Raw genomic sequence first — 15,672 nt, 5'->3', positions numbered from 1 at the left:
GCGCTAGAGAGGTTTGCTAAGGTCGATCAGGACGCGGCCCTGATCCGTGCGCATGCCGCAAATGTTTGACGAAAGCGCTGGCATTTTGGTGATCGGTGCGTACGAACGCCCTGCGATTTGCTCATCTTTGCAATAGGGGATCGTGGCCCACTCATACCCGCGAGCGACCATGCAGGATCGCGCGCCTTCGCGGCGACGGGCTTCGTTGATGTCGTATTGCTCGACCCGATGGCTGATCACTCTGCCTTCGGCATTGTAGATCGGCACCCAGTCGGTGACGATGCGTGGGGGGTATCGGGTCGCCGCGTCGGTGTTGCAAGCACCCTGATCTATGTTGCGCTGCGTGTTGGTCGCGCCGGGTTTGTACATTTCCCGAAATTCGGTGCAGCTCGAAAGCAGAGCGGCGATGGTGCAAATAAGAAGGGTCTTTTTCATGCCATGCTGTCCTTTAGAGCGGTTTGGAAAGGTCGATCAGGGTTGTGCCGCCGCCCTGTGTGCGTGCGGCACAGATATTTGCGGCCGCTGAGGCAGGCGGGCGCGTCACGGGCTGATACTGGCGTCCGTCCAATTGTGCGGAGGTGCAAATCGGATGAACCTGCCGTTGATAGCCCTTGAGGGTCATACAGTCGCTCAGGTGTTGGGCCCGCAGTGGCGCGTTGGCATCAGAGGCCTGCACGTAGCTTCCACCCCAGCCAGGATAGTAGGGGCTGCCGCCATAGTAGCCGCCGTAGCCTCCGTACCCGGGAACCGATTCCGTGAAGATTGCGGCGGGAAACAAGGCATTTGCCTCTTGCCGGCATTCCACAAAGTTGCGGTTGGCCGTGTTGTTGGAAACGTTTGGCTTCGTGTAGCTGACGTGGCTGGTGGGGCCGCATGCCGACAGGGTCAGGCCGATCAAAGCAAGCGCGGCGGGTATTCTGAACATACTGGAACCCTCTGATAACGCTCTAAAAGAAAGCCTGATCGGCGGGAAAAGGTCAATGGTAGTGTTTGACGTGGGCAAAGCCTTCTGTCATCTCTTGAGCCGAAATCCGACGGGGAAAGCACATGAAGGTTATTATCTGTGGGGCCGGACAGGTCGGGTGGCAAATTGCCCGCCATCTGTCAGGTGAGAACAACGATGTGACAGTGGTGGACAACAACCCCGAGCTGGTCCGTCGCGCAACCGATACGCTGGATGTGCAAGGCATCGCCGGTTTTGCGAGTTATCCCGAGGTTCTGGACCGCGCAGGCGCGCGGGATGCGGATATGGTCATTGCGGCAACCTATTCCGATGAGGTCAACATGGTGACCTGTCAGGTGGCGCATTCGGTTTTCGCGGTGCCGCGCAAGATCGCCCGATTGCGCAGCCGCTCATACCTGAATGTGGTTTATTCAGACCTGTATCGACGCGACCACATGCCGATTGATGTCGTCATTTCCCCGGAGCTTGAGGTCGCAGAGGCGGCATTGAAGCGGTTTAGTGCTCCGCAAGCTTTTGACACCGAGATGTTTTTTGGCGGCAAAGTTCAGATGCTCGGCATCAGGCTGGACGAAGATTGTCCGGTGATCAACACGCCGCTGCGGCAATTGACTGACTTGTTTTCGACCCTGCGGGCGGTGGTTGTCGGGGTGCGTCGCCGCGGTAGCCTGTTTGCGCCGGAGCCGGGGGATCAGCTGTTCGTGGGCGATGAAATCTATGTGTTCACATTTGCCGAAGATGTGGCCCGCACGATGGAAGTGTTTGGCAAGACCACGCGCCAACAGGAACGTGCGATTATCATCGGCGGCGGCAACGTTGGTCTCATGGTGGCGCAGCGACTGGAAAGTCAGGTGCGGCGGGTGCGGACCAAAGTGATCGAGCGTAATCGCAAAACCGCGGAGAAGGCGGCTGAGGCATTGGAGAGAACCATCGTTTTGAACGGCGACGGGCTTGACGGTGCCTTGTTGGCGGAGGCCGGTGTGGATCGGGCGGACGCGGTGCTTGCGGTGACGGATGACGACAAGACAAACATGCTTGCATCGGTGCGCGCCAAAAGCAGCGGATGCCCACTCGCGATTGCGCTTATCAACGACCCGACCTTGTCGCCTCTGATGCAGCCGCTTGATATTGATGCCTTTATCAACCCGCGCGCCACCACGGTCAGCTCGATCCTGCGCCATATTCGGCACGGGCGGGTGAAAGCGGTCTATTCGGTCGGCGATGCGGAGGCCGAAATCATCGAGGCCGAAGTGCTGTCCACGTCCCCCATTGCCGGCCAATTGCTGCGCGACATCGATTTTCCGGAAGGCGTGCTGATTGGCGCGATCCTGAAGGGCACCGAAGTGCACAAACCGCGGGGTGGCATTCGCATCGAAGAGGGCGATGTGATTGCGCTCTTTAGTTTGTCGGCCGATGTGCCCGAGGTGGAACGTCTGCTGCAAGTTTCGATCGACTTCTTCTGACGCCATGGCCGAGCGTGACCTGAAACTTCCGTTGTTTTTGTACCTCGTCACCGTATCTGGCGTGGCGATGTTTGTCCCTGCGGTCGTGGCGTCTGTACAGCGCTTTCATTTCTTCGCGCGGATGTTTTTCTACAGCGGAACACTGATTCTGTTTGTTTGCGCGTTGATTGCCTTGGCGATGGCTGGCACGCAGCGCCGGACGCGCACCATCGACAATCTGCGGGCGTTGTTCTTTGCTTTCACAATCCTGCCGGCGATCCTTGCGATCCCTTACTATGAGGCGATGGGGTCAATCAGCTTTGTCGATGCCTATTTCGAGATGGTCAGCAGCTTGACCACGACCGGTGCGAGCGTCATCCAGTTTCCTGAATCCATACCCGATGCGTTGCATTTGTGGCGCGGGATCGTCGGCTGGCTTGGCGGCTTGTTGATGTGGACCGCCGCCTTGGCCGTATTCGCGCCTTTGTCGCTTGGTGGCTATGAGGTTACGGCACTCGGAGAACCCGGGCAGATCACAACCGGGCGCGGGCAGATGCAGCGGGCCGATCCGATGAAACGTTGGACACGCGGGCTGCGGGTTCTGGTGCCGACATATGTTGGATTGTCAGGCGCGCTGGCCCTGATGTTGGTCGTGCTGGGAGAGCGCCCGATTTCTGCGGTGATGAACGCCATGGCCACGATGTCGACAAGTGGCATTACGACGGCCAAAGGAGTGGCTGACGGGCTTGCCGGCGTGGGCGGTGAGATTGTGATCTTTTTGTTCCTGCTTTTTGCGTTGTCTCGGTCCACGTTTTCATCAGACACCGGCAACGTGAGGCGGGCGAACCTTAGGCATGACCCCGAGTTGCGCCTTGGCATGTTGATCGTTGTTCTGGTTCCGTCGTTTCTGTTTCTGCGCCATTGGGGCGTGGTCTTTAACGAGGGAACCGCGGACGGAGTTCTCGTCGCGGTTAAAGCCGCTTGGGGCGGAATGTTCACAGTCTTGAGCTTTTTGACCACCACCGGTTTTCTGAGCGCGGAATGGGAGGTGGCACGGGATTGGTCCGGTCTTGGCACCCCGGGATTTCTGTTGCTGTCTCTGGCCTTGATTGGAGGAGGTGTTGCCACCACTGCCGGAGGGGTCAAACTTTTGCGGGTTTATGCGCTGTACCTGCAAGGGCTGGGAGAGATGGAACGATTGGTGCATCCTTCTGTTGTGATCGGCAGCCGCAAAGTCGGGCGGCGTCACATTCGACGGCGGGGGGCAGTGATTGCATGGGTTTTCTTCATGCTGTTTGCCATTTCACTCGCGGGTGTCACAGTGGCGCTGGCTGCCTTGGGCAGCAGTTTTGAAGATGCTCTGATCCTTGCAATTTCGGCTTTTACAACGACCGGTCCGCTTAGTCAGGTTGCCGGCGATGTGCCAATTGCGCTCTTTGAACTCAACAGTGCGGAAAAGCTTGTTCTTTGCGCCGCAATGGTTCTGGGGCGGCTGGAGACACTGGCGATCATCGCTTTGTTGTCACCTGATCTGTGGCAGAAATGATGCGATTCATGCCAAGTGCTTGCCCGAAGTTAGAATTTTGGGGTGGTAAGTCGTAAAATCGCGCTCCATACTCGCAGCGCACTCGTTAACCGCACCCGTCGCACACACAAGAACAAAGGCAAGCACAATGGCTTCGGATCGACAGAATCTCCAAGACGCATTTTTGAACCACGTCCGGAAAACCAAAGTTCCGGTAACTATCTTTTTGATCAACGGTGTTAAACTTCAGGGTGTTATCACCTGGTTTGACAATTTTTGTGTGTTGCTGCGCCGAGATGGGCAGAGCCAATTGGTCTATAAACACGCGATTTCGACCATCATGCCTGCTCAGCCTATCTCCCTTTATGAAGGTGAAGACGCCTCTTGATGGAGCATGAAACGCAGGTTACCCGCGCTTGGGTCCTGCATCCCGATATCACCGGCGCCGATGATCGGCGTGAGGCCTCTTCCGCTTTGGAGGAGGCTGTTGCGCTTGCGGCGGCCTTGCCTGACCTTGAAGTGGTCGGCTCAAATGTGGTGCGCCTGTCCAAGGCGCAACCAGGAACCTTGTTTGGCACCGGCAAGATTGAAGAACTTGGCGGTCTGTTCAAAGCCAACGAGGTGGAGCTGGTCCTGATCGATGGGCCGGTCAGCCCTGTACAGCAGCGCAATCTGGAAAAGGCTTGGAAGGTCAAGATTTTGGACCGTACAGGTTTGATTTTGGAAATTTTCTCGGATCGCGCCCGCACACGCGAAGGCGTGTTGCAGGTTGAGATGGCAGCACTGTCATATCAACGCACACGACTGGTGCGGGCATGGACCCACCTTGAGCGTCAACGCGGCGGGCTTGGGTTTGTCGGTGGACCGGGGGAAACACAGATCGAGGCCGACCGTCGCGCGATTGATGATCAGTTGGTCCGCCTGCGCCGTCAGTTGGCGAAGGTGGTGAAAACCCGCGAGCTGCACCGCAAGGCACGCGCCAAGGTGCCGTTCCCGATTGTCGCTTTGGTAGGCTACACCAACGCGGGCAAATCGACCTTGTTCAATCATGTGACCGGTGCTGAGGTGATGGCCAAGGACATGCTCTTTGCCACATTGGACCCGACAATGCGGTCCGTGGAGCTGCCGGACGGGCCAGAAGTCATCCTGTCTGATACTGTGGGTTTTATCAGCGATCTGCCAACGCAATTGGTGGCGGCTTTCCGCGCCACGTTGGAAGAGGTGCTGGCTGCGGATCTGATCCTGCATGTGCGCGATATTGCGCATGAGGAATCCGAGCATCAGGCCGAAGACGTGCGTACGATCCTAGAAAGCCTCGGCGTAGATGAAAACACCCGCCAGCTAGAGGTTTGGAACAAAATTGACCTACTGGAGGACGACCATCGCGAGGCTGTGATGGCGCGGGCATCGCGTGAGGATGAGATCCTTGCGGTATCTGCCGTGACCGGAGAAGGTCTTGAGGCGCTTTACAACGCGATCGCGGTGGCGCTTCAGTCCGAAAAAACGCGCGAGGTGCTGACCTTGAGTTTCGCACAAGGCAAAGCGCGTGCGTGGCTGTTTAAGGAAGGCGTCATTGAACACGAAGAGCAAACCGAAGACGGCTTTGTTCTTGATGTGCATTGGACGCAGAAACAGGCGCGACAGTTCGAAAATCTGTGAGGTTACCGGTCTGGCGGTAGAATGCGGGTCACGCCAACGGCGGCGGCGCGGGCCAGATCGATATCAAGTGACATCGGAATGTATTCTCCTCGTCGCCAGAGTTGCGCCAGATCGTCATAAAATCGCGACAGAAAATGGCCGGACTGGCCGGTTGAAATGATAAAGACCGAGCTGTCGGGATCTGCAAAATCATATACCCCGCGATAGCCCGCGGCATGCACGTTTTCAAAGGGACGCGGACCGGTGCCGCGTGTGAGCCCGCGTTGCAGGGTGTTGTCACCGCCCGAGGTGGATTGGCGAATGTTCACAAAAAAGCGCAAGATCGGCACGTTGCCAAGCACTTGGTGATTGTGAACGGCCTGATGCGCATCGCCCCAACGCAAAGCTTCGATCTGGGAGCCATAGCGTTCTTCGATAGAGATCAAGGCGTCGTCCAGCGCCCGACGGGCCATATCGGCGCAGGTTTCGCGCGGCGCGCTTTGGCGCACGTCGCACCATGCGCTGGCTCCGTCGATGTCGCGGAATACGCGTTCGATAAAGACCGGATCAACATGGGTGAAGCTGTCCGCAAGCGGCCCGATCTGGTCGCGGATCAGTCGATCCTGCAACGCCCGCATCCACGCCGCAAAAAGCAGGGGTTCGGGAAGATGTTCGTTCATCTCGCCGTTCCATTCCGACAAAAGCGTCAGGGCCCTTTGGCGCTGACGTTCGCGGGTGCCGTCGGGCGCGGCTTCTGAGGTGAACCAGAGGTCGGCCCCCACAAGAGGCAGCAAAGCGCGGGCGGTATAGGACACCGTATCAAGCTGCGCCTCAACAAAGCTGTCGCGGGTGTGAACCTCTCGGGCCTGCATGAGGCGGCGCCAGCGTTCGACACGCTGACTGTCTCCCCAGACATAGGACATATGTAGCGGGAAGGGGCGATCGACGACTTTGTTGTTGGTGTTGCCGACAATGCCACCCAGCGGAGAGACAAATCCCGGATTGGTCGGATAAGGGAACGTGCCTTGCCAACGATTTTCGGTGCGCCAGCCCAAGCTGGGAAGTCGGCCCTTGGATTGGTGCTTGGCGTCGCGGCGGGGCAACTTTCCGATGACCTTGAGGGCGATGTTTTCCTTATCCGCCAACGTTAGGTTCAAAACGGGGGCGATGTGGGATTCTGTTGAGGCTACCGCCGCGCCAATGGTGCGGGCGCGCATCAACCCCATGATGGCCGACAGGGAAGTGTCTTTGTCGCTTAGAGCGGTCCAGCCCAAGGCCGCGACGTGTCCCGGCGGTGTCACCGCCGCGATGTTGTACAAGCTTCCGGGCAGCACGGGCCCGTTTTCGGTCCAGCTCAGTGTGACCGTCACAGGTGCGGCGTCTTTGATCGAAATGATCGACTTTCGGGTCTTGAACGGTGCGAACCCATTAGGCGTCCGGTACTCTTGGGAGTTGTCAGGATTGAGTTCTTCGATGAAGAGATCCTGATCATCAGCATGGGCCGCGGTCAGCCCCCAGCCGAGAGCGTCGCTGCGGCCGGTGATGATGGCGGGAATGCCGGGGATGGTGCCGCCGATCACGCCTCCGGTCTGAAGCTCCATGCGGGCAAGATACCAAATCGCAGGGGCGGACAGGCCAAGGTGCGGGTCACTCGCGAGCAGCGTGCCGCCAGAGGCGCTGCGGGACGTGGCGGCGGCCCAAGCGTTTGAGGCGCCCGCCATACCATAGCGCGGGAAAGGAGAAAGCGGAGAGAGAGGCGCAGTGTCGCTGGCCGCGTAGCGCGGCATGTCCGGCATCAGCGCGGCATATTCGGGCAGGGCGGCCACACCGGTGCCAGGTGCAAGCGGCAGAATGTCGTCCAACCGTTTTTGATCGCTCAGCGCAAGAGACACGCGGGCGCGCAAGACCTCGTTTTCCAAATGGCCGGTCATTTGAAGGGCCATAAGTTTCTGGATGCCAATGCTGTCTGCGGGCACCCACGGCGCGATGGATTGCGGGAACATAAAGAGTTCCGGTGCGCCGCGGCCAAGGGCGTTCAGGTTGATTTCATCAATGCGGGTGTTGACGCCGTTGGCGTATGCCTTGAGCGCAACGAGCGTGCCGGCATCTTGAGCGGAAACAGACGCGCGGGCGTGCCCTGCCAGATCGAGGCGGCGCATCAGCGTGTCGGTTTCAAGTGTCTGTGTGCCCAAAGCTTCGGACAGGCGCCCCTGTACCGTGCGACGCAGCATAATCATCTGCCACAGACGGTCCTGTGCGTGGGCGTATCCAAGTGCAAAAAACACGTCCTGATCGGTCTCGCCGAAAATATGCGGGACATTTGCGTTGTCGCGCACAATGTCCACCGAGGCCGAAACAGCGCTGGTTTGCAAAATCTTGTCGTAGTCCGGCAGGGACCGAGATGCGAGGTAGTAAATAAAGATCACGGCACAGACGCTCAGAATCACCAGCGCGCTTGCGATGCGCAAAAGCCATTGAATCAAAAGCGTCATTACGGGTTCCGGATATTGACTTGCCATTTTGCCGGTCAGGCGAGACAAGTATTACGACGAATGAGATTGAGGGGAAAGCAGATGGCAAAAGTTGCATTTTTGGGGCTTGGAGTCATGGGGTATCCGATGGCCGGCCACCTTGTGAAGGCCGGACATGACGTTTGCGTTTATAACCGCACAACCGCCAAGGCCGAGGCCTGGGCCACGGAGCACGGAGGTCGCTTTGCGGCGACCCCGAAGGATGCGGCCAGTGGCGCGGACTTTGTGATGTGCTGTGTCGGCAATGACGATGATTTGCGTCAGGTTTGTGTTGGCGAAAACGGCGCGTTTGAGGGCATGGCAGAGGGCACAATTTTTGTCGACCACACAACGGTTTCCGCCAAGGTGACTGCGGAGATGTATGATGCCAGCAAGGCACAAGGGATTTCCTTTGTGGATGGGCCTGTATCCGGCGGTCAGGCGGGGGCAGAAAATGGCGTTCTGTCGATCATGTGCGGCGGGGATCAGGCAAGCTATGACGCGGCTGAGCCGATCATGCAGTCTTATGGTCGGTCTATCAAACGGCTGGGCGCGAGCGGGGCGGGACAGTTGACCAAAATGGTCAATCAGATCTGCATCGCGGGTCTGGTTCAGGGTCTCAGCGAGGGCCTGCATTTCGCCGAGAAAGCCGGACTTGACGGACGCGCCGTTGTTGAGGTGATTGCCGGCGGTGCGGCCGGAAGCTGGCAGATGCAAAACCGCTACGAGACAATGATCGACGATGAATTCGAACACGGTTTCGCAGTGGACTGGATGCGCAAGGATTTGGGCATTTGTCTGGACACCGCGGACGAAGTTGGCGCGTCCCTGCCGGTGACGGCTCTTGTGGATCAATTCTACAAGGATGTGCAAAAGCTGGGCGGCGGGCGTTGGGACACATCCAGCCTGATCAAGCGCCTGCGGGCGATGGGCTGAGTAATTCTGCCTGCCGGAAGATATCAAGCATAAATGACCAATATGGCGTCCCGTCTGGGGCGTCATCCTCCAAAAGAGCCTGCGTTGGTGCATTGTGGCCCTTACGCGCGCAGGTGAGCACCAAAAGCGGAGCGTTGGCTTGTTCTGCGGCCTGTTTTGCAAGCGGCGTGTTGTCCGGCGAAATAACCCTGTCGTAGTGGCTGTGGATCAACATGCCATGCGGACCGTCGTGTGAAAGAGCCCATGGTTGCATAAGGGCAGCCCCGAGCGCGATGACGGCATCAGGACGCGGGCAAACAGGCAGGTTTTGGGACGGATAGGCCAAAGCAAGGCCGGCTATGCCGCCTGCGGAAATCCCCATTATGGCCGTTTTATTTTGTTTTATATCAAAGCGTTCAGTGTTGTTCTTAATGTACTTCATCGCCGTGCCGATATCTTGCCGCGCTGCTTCGAAGGCACTCCCCGTGAGGCGATTTGCTATGCTGATACCAGCCTCTTGCGTCCTTTGACGGTTGAATTTGACGGCCCGGCGGGTCGGGGCATCCAGCGCCTGCATCGGCGTGCCCAGCCGGTAGGACACCGCGGCCATTGCGAGACCTTCGCCGGTCAGTTTCTCTGCAAGGCGCGTGGTGCGTTCCCCTTTGCGCCCACCTTTGAAAAAACCGCCGCCGTGGGCGTGAATGACCGTGCCGGTTGCCGGACCATCGGGCAGAAAGAGATCGAGCGCCAGCGGCGTGCCGTGGCGCTCGAGGTAGACGATATTCTCGTGGGTCCGCACCAGCGGATCAGGGGATGATGCGGCTGTATTTGATGCCTTCCAAGGTCGCTCCGACTTTCAATCCGGCCTGTGCGAAGATCACAGCGATCACAGGCGCCAAAAGGTTGGTGGTGTCCGCGCTGATGTTGCCGCCTTCGTTGGCGACCACATACTCGACACCTGCGCCCGCGGCCCAGCCTGTGGACCGGCGGAATTCGGTCAGCGCAGCTTCTGTCATGAAAAACATCACATGAGCGTGCTGTTGTGCGCCGATTTGCAGGCCAAAGCTTCCTTTGGCGGCGGAATAGTAGTCAACCGTCACATCGTTGATGCGAAGCGCACCCTGTCCGTAGCCCCCGCCGAAGCCAAAGCCTGCTTCGGTCACAACAGGCATCACCAGAATACCCGCGGCCTTGTCGCGCAGATCGGTGGTGTTGGGATAGTTGGAATAAAGGAAGTTCAGCGTTGAATCGACGCGGGCGTCGATTTCCGCACCGCCATTTGAGCCAACGCCATTTCCGCAAGCGGCTGTCATGCTTGCTGCAGCAATGCCAGTGAGCGCGAAGCCGCGTCGTGTGAGATTTGTCATGTCTTTTGCCTGTATTGATGTTGTTTTTTTGATACCGCCGGTTTGTCCGGATTGGGGTTAGTATAGCTTTTGAGGCGTTGGTTGTCACCCTTTGGCTGAGGATGCGCGGATCACTGCCCGTTGAGTTTTCTGGCCACTGCCGGCGCGAAATAGGTGAGAATGCCGTCGCAACCCGCCCGTTTGAACGCCATCAGGCTTTCGACCATGGCTTTGTCGCCGTCAATCCAGCCGTTTTGCGCGGCCGCTTGGATCATCGCGTACTCGCCGCTGACCTGATAGGCGAACGTCGGCACGGCGAAGGTGTCTTTCACACGGCGACAGATGTCGAGATAGGGCATACCGGGTTTGACCATAACCATGTCCGCGCCCTCAGCCAGATCACGCGCCACACAGCGCAATGCCTCGTCTGAGTTGGCGGGGTCCATCTGGTAGGTGGTCTTGTCGCCCTTGAGCGCGCCCGATGCGCCAACCGCATCACGGAAGGGGCCATAAAAGGCGGAGGCGTATTTCGCGGCATAGCTCATAATGGTGACGTTTTGATGTCCACCACTTTCCAGAGCGGTGCGGATGGCGCCGATACGTCCGTCCATCATGTCGGAAGGACCGATGATGTCCGCGCCGGCCTCAGCCTGAGAAAGCGCTTGCTTCACAAGGGCTTCGACGGTTTTATCATTCACGATTTCGCCGTTTATCACAAATCCGTCGTGCCCGTTGATGTTATAGGGATCAAGAGCCACATCGGTCATCACCGCGATTTCGGGCACCGCCCGTTTGATCGCGCGCGTCGCGCGATTGGACAGGTTGTCCGGGTTCCACGCCTCGGCGCAATCCTCGGTTTTGAGCGACGGGTCCGTGTATGGAAACAGGCAGATCACGGGGATACCAAGGTCCGCGGCCTCGCGGGCGGCGTCCACGATTTTGTCGACAGACCGGCGTACCACGCCGGGCATAGAGGACACGGGCTCCTCGATGCCTTCGCCGTCGCGCACAAACACTGGCCAGATCAGGTCATCTACGGTCAGGGTGTTTTCCCGAACCAGACCGCGAAACGCGGCGGATTGACGTGTGCGACGTAGGCGTGCAGTGGGGAATGCGGGGGGCGATTGGGTCATGGTGTCCTCGACGTAACGATTGTGTCAGAGGTGCCATGGAAATTCGCTCACCTCAAGGGCTAGGAATTACCGCACTGTCGCGGTATGTCGTTTAGAAATCTTTACAGGCAGACGTACCTTGGACCTGAGCCAGACAGTTTTCGAACTCATTGATATGCGTAGTTTCTCCAATCTTTGGTATTGGATTGCGCTGGCCGTGGCCTGGTCAAGTGCCAGCCATTGGGTCTTGGGTGTGCCTTGGGACACCGTGTTGCGTGCCCGTCGGGTGGGCGGCCAGTCCGAACAGGATTTGACCGATCTTGTCCGCATCAACTCCAATCGTATTTTGCACATTGCGGATGTGTCTGGCGTTTGGTTGATCCTGTTGTCGTTCTTTGTGCATACCCTTTTGATTGGATTGGGATTTTTCTATGCCGTTGAATTTGCACAGGCTGTATTCCTGATCCTTGGCCCGATGACGCTGGTGGGGGCGATGAGCGTGCGCACGGCGCGGATTATTCAGGCCGAAAGCTGTGTCGGTGATGACCTGAGACGTCGCCTTGGACGGCACAGGTTCTGGGTGCAACTAATCGGCATGCTGTCGATCTTCGTGACCTCGCTTTGGGGCATGTATCAGAACTTTTCCATTTCGCCGCTTGGGTGATCCCTGCGCGGTTATGAGCGGACGATGTAACTATGCGTGATACGCAACACATTCTGGTGGGCGGTGCGCCCGAAGGCTATGACGCCAAACTGATCCTGGATGAGGTCGCCAAATCCGGCGCGCCTGTCATTCATGTGGCACGCGATGATAAGCGGCTGGCGGCGATGAGGGCGGCTTTGGCTTTCTTCCAGCCCGACATGCCTGTGGTGACATTTCCGGGATGGGATTGCCTGCCGTATGATCGGGTGTCGCCAAATGCGGACATATCCGCGACGCGGATGGCGACGCTGGCGGCACTTGTTCATGACATGCCGTCGCGGTTTGTATTGCTGACAACATTGAACGCGGCAACGCAACGCGTCCCTGCGCGGGAGTTGCTGAAAGAAGCGGCGTTCAAGGCGCAGGTCGATGGCCGAATAGACGAAGAGGCCCTGCGCAAGTTCTTGGTTCGCATGGGTTTTGTTCAATCTCCGACGGTTATGGAGCCAGGGGATTACGCTGTGCGTGGCGGCATCATTGATATCTTCCCTCCGGGGGACAGCGGCCCTGTGCGGCTTGATCTCTTTGGCGATGTTTTGGATGGGGCGCGGAGGTTTGATCCTGCGACCCAGCGCACTACTGAAAAGCTTGACCGGATCGAGTTGGCGCCAGTGAGTGAGATCATTCTGGATGAGGCAGCGATCACGCGTTTTCGGCAAAACTATCGGATCGAATTTGGCGCGGCCGGTACGGATGATCCGCTTTACGAGGCGGTCAGTGCGGGGCGCAAACATCAGGGTGTCGAGCATTGGCTGCCGTTCTTTCACGAGCGGCTGGAAACGCTGTTTGACTATCTACCAGATGCGGCAATTTCCCTTGATGATCAATCAGATGCGGTGCGTTTGTCGCGCTGGGACGCGGTGGCGGATCAATACGAAACCCGCAAACATGCCATGAGCCAGAAAAGTCGGATGGACACGGTTTACAAACCTGTGTCGCCGCAATTGCTTTATCTGGATGACGCCGCTTGGGAGGCGGAGGTTGCCGGTCGTCGGCTGTTGAATTTCAAGCCGTTGCCACAGGCCTCCGGACCCGGTGCTATTGATGCGGGCGGGCGGATCGGGCGCAATTTTTCACCCGAGCGCCAGTTGGAAAATGTCAGCCTGTTCAGTGTCTTGGCTGACCATATTCGCGCAAAACTGGCGCTTGGCCCCGTGGTTGTCGCAAGCTACTCGGAAGGCGCGCGGGAGCGTCTGAGCGGATTGATCGAAGACGAAGGTCTGGCCGAGACCATTCCTGTTGGGGATGCCAGCCGGATCGGGAAATCCGGTTTGTTTCTTGCGGTTTGGTCGCTTGAACACGGGTTTGAAACCGATGGAATGACCGTGATCTCGGAGCAGGATGTTCTGGGAGACCGTTTGATACGCGCGCCGCGCAAGAAACGGCGGGCGGAAAACTTCCTGACTGAAACGCAGTCGCTGAGCCCCGGAGATCTTGTGGTGCATGTAGATCACGGGATCGGGCGGTTTATCGGGCTTGAAGTTGTCACAGCCGCGGGCGCGGCGCATGAGTGTATTCTTTTGGAATACGCTGAAAAATCAAAGCTTTACCTGCCGGTTGAGAACATCGAGCTGTTGTCGAAATATGGCCATGACGAGGGGCTTCTCGATCGTCTTGGCGGTGGGGCTTGGCAGGCGAAAAAGGCCAAGTTGAAGGAACGCATCCGCGAGATGGCGGATCGGTTGATCCGCGTTGCCGCGGAGCGCGAACTGCGTTCGGCTCCGGTTCTTGAGGCGCAGCACCATGCTTGGGAAGAGTTCTCGGCACGGTTCCCGTATCAGGAAACCGATGATCAGCTGCGCGCGATTGAGGACGTGATTGGCGATTTGTCATCGGGACGGCCGATGGACCGGCTGATTTGTGGTGATGTCGGCTTTGGCAAAACCGAAGTGGCCATGCGCGCGGCCTTTGTCGCTGCGATGTCGGGCCAACAGGTTGCCGTGATTGCGCCAACCACGCTTTTGGCACGCCAGCACGCCAAGGGATTTGCAGAACGGTTCCGTGGTTTCCCCTTGGAAGTCAGGAGCTTGTCACGTTTTGTCGGCGCCAAAGAAGCGGACAAAACCCGCGATGGTTTGGCGCGGGGCACGGTTGATATTGTGATTGGCACACATGCGCTTTTGGCAAAGGGCATCAGGTTCAAGAACCTCGGACTGCTGGTCATTGACGAAGAGCAGCATTTCGGCGTGTCCCATAAAGAGCGATTGAAACAGATGCGCTCGGATGTGCATGTTTTGACGCTCACGGCGACTCCTATTCCACGGACGCTGCAATTGAGCCTTTCGGGGGTGCGGGATCTTTCGATCATCGGAACACCGCCGGTGGACCGATTGTCGATCCGCACCTATGTCAGCGAATTTGATGCCGTTACGGTACGCGAGGCGTTGTTAAGAGAACACTATCGCGGCGGACAGTCGTTCTATGTGGTGCCGCGGGTGAGCGATCTTCCTGAAATAGAAGAGTTTTTGCGCGAGCAGGTGCCTGAGGTTTCCGTGGTCACGGCGCATGGACAGATGGCAGCGGGAGAGCTCGATGACCGGATGAATGCCTTTTATGACGGCAAATACGATGTGTTGCTTGCGACAACGATTGTTGAGTCGGGTCTGGATATTCCAACGGCGAATACGATGGTGGTGCATCGCTCAGACATGTTCGGTCTGGCCCAGCTTTATCAAATTCGCGGGCGGGTTGGACGCTCCAAGACGCGGGCCTATGCCTATTTGACCACGAAACCGCGGGTGAAATTGACCGCGGCGGCGGAAAAACGATTGCGGGTTTTGGGATCTTTGGACACGCTTGGAGCAGGATTTACGCTTGCTTCTCAAGACCTTGACATCCGTGGTGCAGGTAACTTGCTGGGCGAGGAGCAGTCCGGTCAGATGCGCGATGTGGGCTATGAGCTTTATCAGTCGATGTTGGAAGAAGCGATTGCCAAGATCAAGGCGGGAGAGCTGGAAGGCTTGAGCGATGGCGACGATCAATGGGCGCCACAGATCAATCTTGGCGTGCCTGTTTTGATCCCCGAAACCTATGTGCCGGATCTGGACGTGCGTCTTGGGCTTTACCGTCGTCTCAGTGGGCTTCAGGGTAAGGTTGAGCTGGAAGGTTTTGCGGCTGAACTGATTGACCGGTTCGGAAAATTGCCGAAAGAAGTCAATACGTTGCTGTTGATCGTGCGCATCAAGGAGATGTGCAAGAAAGCTGGTATTGCGAAGCTGGACGGTGGGCCCAAAGGGGCGACTATCCAGTTCCACAACGACAAGTTTGCGTCGCCTCAGGGATTGGTGGAATTCATTCAGGATCAGAAGGGTCTGGCCAAGGTCAAAGACAACAAGATAGTGGTGCGGCGCGACTGGAAAAAGGACAGCGACAAGATCAAGGGCGCCTTTGCGATTGCCCGCGATCTTGCGGCCAAAGTTGTGGCCGAGAAGAAGCGCAGGAAGGCGGCAAAAGGCACGTCGGTATAACGGCGGTATTGCGTCGGCAAAACGTCGGTTCTTGTGACTAGGCTGATTTCTCG

General features: G+C 57.8%; 13 protein-coding genes. 7 read left to right on the top strand and 6 right to left on the bottom strand.

The window, feature by feature from the left end:
• Positions 1-3: 3 nt before the first annotated feature.
• Together BM069_RS04030 and BM069_RS04025 are read right to left on the bottom strand one after the other, a co-directional pair.
• Entirely contained in the window at positions 4-435 is a 432-nt protein-coding gene (locus tag BM069_RS04030) for a hypothetical protein (protein WP_093320526.1), read from the bottom strand.
• Between the two features lie 13 nt (positions 436-448).
• A complete protein-coding gene (locus BM069_RS04025; RefSeq protein WP_093320523.1) occupies positions 449-925 on the bottom strand; it encodes a hypothetical protein in 477 nt (158 codons plus the stop codon).
• A gap of 122 nt (positions 926-1,047) precedes the next feature.
• On the opposite strand from BM069_RS04025, the gene trkA reads away from it, so the two are divergent.
• The 4 genes from trkA to hflX all read left to right on the top strand — a co-directional run bounded on the left by trkA (position 1,048) and on the right by hflX (position 5,587).
• On the top strand, positions 1,048-2,424 hold the full coding sequence (gene trkA / locus BM069_RS04020; RefSeq protein WP_093320521.1) for a Trk system potassium transporter TrkA: 1,377 nt from the start codon (positions 1,048-1,050) through the stop codon (positions 2,422-2,424).
• Positions 2,425-2,428: 4 nt separating this feature from the next.
• Positions 2,429-3,949 carry a TrkH family potassium uptake protein gene (locus BM069_RS04015; protein WP_093320518.1) on the top strand — a complete coding sequence of 507 codons (1,521 nt, stop codon included), beginning with the start codon at positions 2,429-2,431 and terminating at the stop codon, positions 3,947-3,949.
• A 127-nt stretch (positions 3,950-4,076) separates the two neighbouring features.
• Complete coding sequence (gene hfq / locus BM069_RS04010; RefSeq protein ID WP_008204623.1) at positions 4,077-4,316, top strand: RNA chaperone Hfq; 240 nt, start codon at positions 4,077-4,079, stop codon at positions 4,314-4,316.
• Positions 4,316-5,587: a GTPase HflX gene (gene hflX, locus BM069_RS04005; RefSeq protein WP_093320515.1), complete on the top strand. Its 1,272-nt coding sequence runs from the start codon at positions 4,316-4,318 to the stop codon at positions 5,585-5,587. The genes hfq and hflX overlap by 1 nt, the downstream gene beginning before the upstream one ends.
• Positions 5,588-5,589: 2 nt before the next feature.
• Here the strand turns inward: hflX and BM069_RS04000 are convergent, their stop codons facing one another.
• Positions 5,590-8,058 (bottom strand): penicillin acylase family protein, encoded by a 2,469-nt coding sequence (locus BM069_RS04000; protein ID WP_093320513.1) that lies wholly within the window; start codon positions 8,056-8,058, stop codon positions 5,590-5,592.
• Positions 8,059-8,139: 81 nt separating this feature from the next.
• Here BM069_RS04000 and BM069_RS03995 point away from each other — a divergent pair, with 81 nt between their 5' ends.
• The gene (locus BM069_RS03995) at positions 8,140-9,012 is read left to right on the top strand and encodes an NAD(P)-dependent oxidoreductase (protein WP_093320511.1); all 873 of its coding nucleotides are present in this window, start codon (positions 8,140-8,142) and stop codon (positions 9,010-9,012) included.
• On the opposite strand, the gene BM069_RS03990 is transcribed toward BM069_RS03995, so the two are convergent.
• The 3 genes from BM069_RS03990 to hemB all read right to left on the bottom strand — a co-directional run bounded on the left by BM069_RS03990 (position 8,987) and on the right by hemB (position 11,470).
• Positions 8,987-9,790 carry an alpha/beta hydrolase fold domain-containing protein gene (locus tag BM069_RS03990; RefSeq protein WP_093320508.1) on the bottom strand — a complete coding sequence of 268 codons (804 nt, stop codon included), beginning with the start codon at positions 9,788-9,790 and terminating at the stop codon, positions 8,987-8,989. The two genes, BM069_RS03995 and BM069_RS03990, sit on opposite strands and share 26 nt — an antisense overlap.
• A gap of 7 nt (positions 9,791-9,797) precedes the next feature.
• A complete protein-coding gene (locus BM069_RS03985) occupies positions 9,798-10,358 on the bottom strand; it encodes a lipid-binding SYLF domain-containing protein (RefSeq protein WP_093320506.1) in 561 nt (186 codons plus the stop codon).
• Positions 10,359-10,468: 110 nt separating this feature from the next.
• Positions 10,469-11,470 (bottom strand): porphobilinogen synthase, encoded by a 1,002-nt coding sequence (gene hemB, locus BM069_RS03980; RefSeq protein WP_093320503.1) that lies wholly within the window; start codon positions 11,468-11,470, stop codon positions 10,469-10,471.
• A 118-nt stretch (positions 11,471-11,588) separates the two neighbouring features.
• Here hemB and BM069_RS03975 point away from each other — a divergent pair, with 118 nt between their 5' ends.
• Entirely contained in the window at positions 11,589-12,113 is a 525-nt protein-coding gene (locus tag BM069_RS03975) for a component of SufBCD complex (protein ID WP_093320502.1), read from the top strand.
• A 32-nt stretch (positions 12,114-12,145) separates the two neighbouring features.
• Positions 12,146-15,619 carry a transcription-repair coupling factor gene (mfd, locus tag BM069_RS03970; protein WP_093320499.1) on the top strand — a complete coding sequence of 1,158 codons (3,474 nt, stop codon included), beginning with the start codon at positions 12,146-12,148 and terminating at the stop codon, positions 15,617-15,619.
• The last annotated feature ends 53 nt before the right edge of the window (positions 15,620-15,672 follow it).

The organism is Shimia haliotis, from assembly GCF_900114415.1.
GTDB lineage: Bacteria > Pseudomonadota > Alphaproteobacteria > Rhodobacterales > Rhodobacteraceae > Shimia > Shimia haliotis.
Note: the sequence above shows the minus strand (reverse complement) of the source record. Positions and strands in the feature narration are given on the sequence as shown.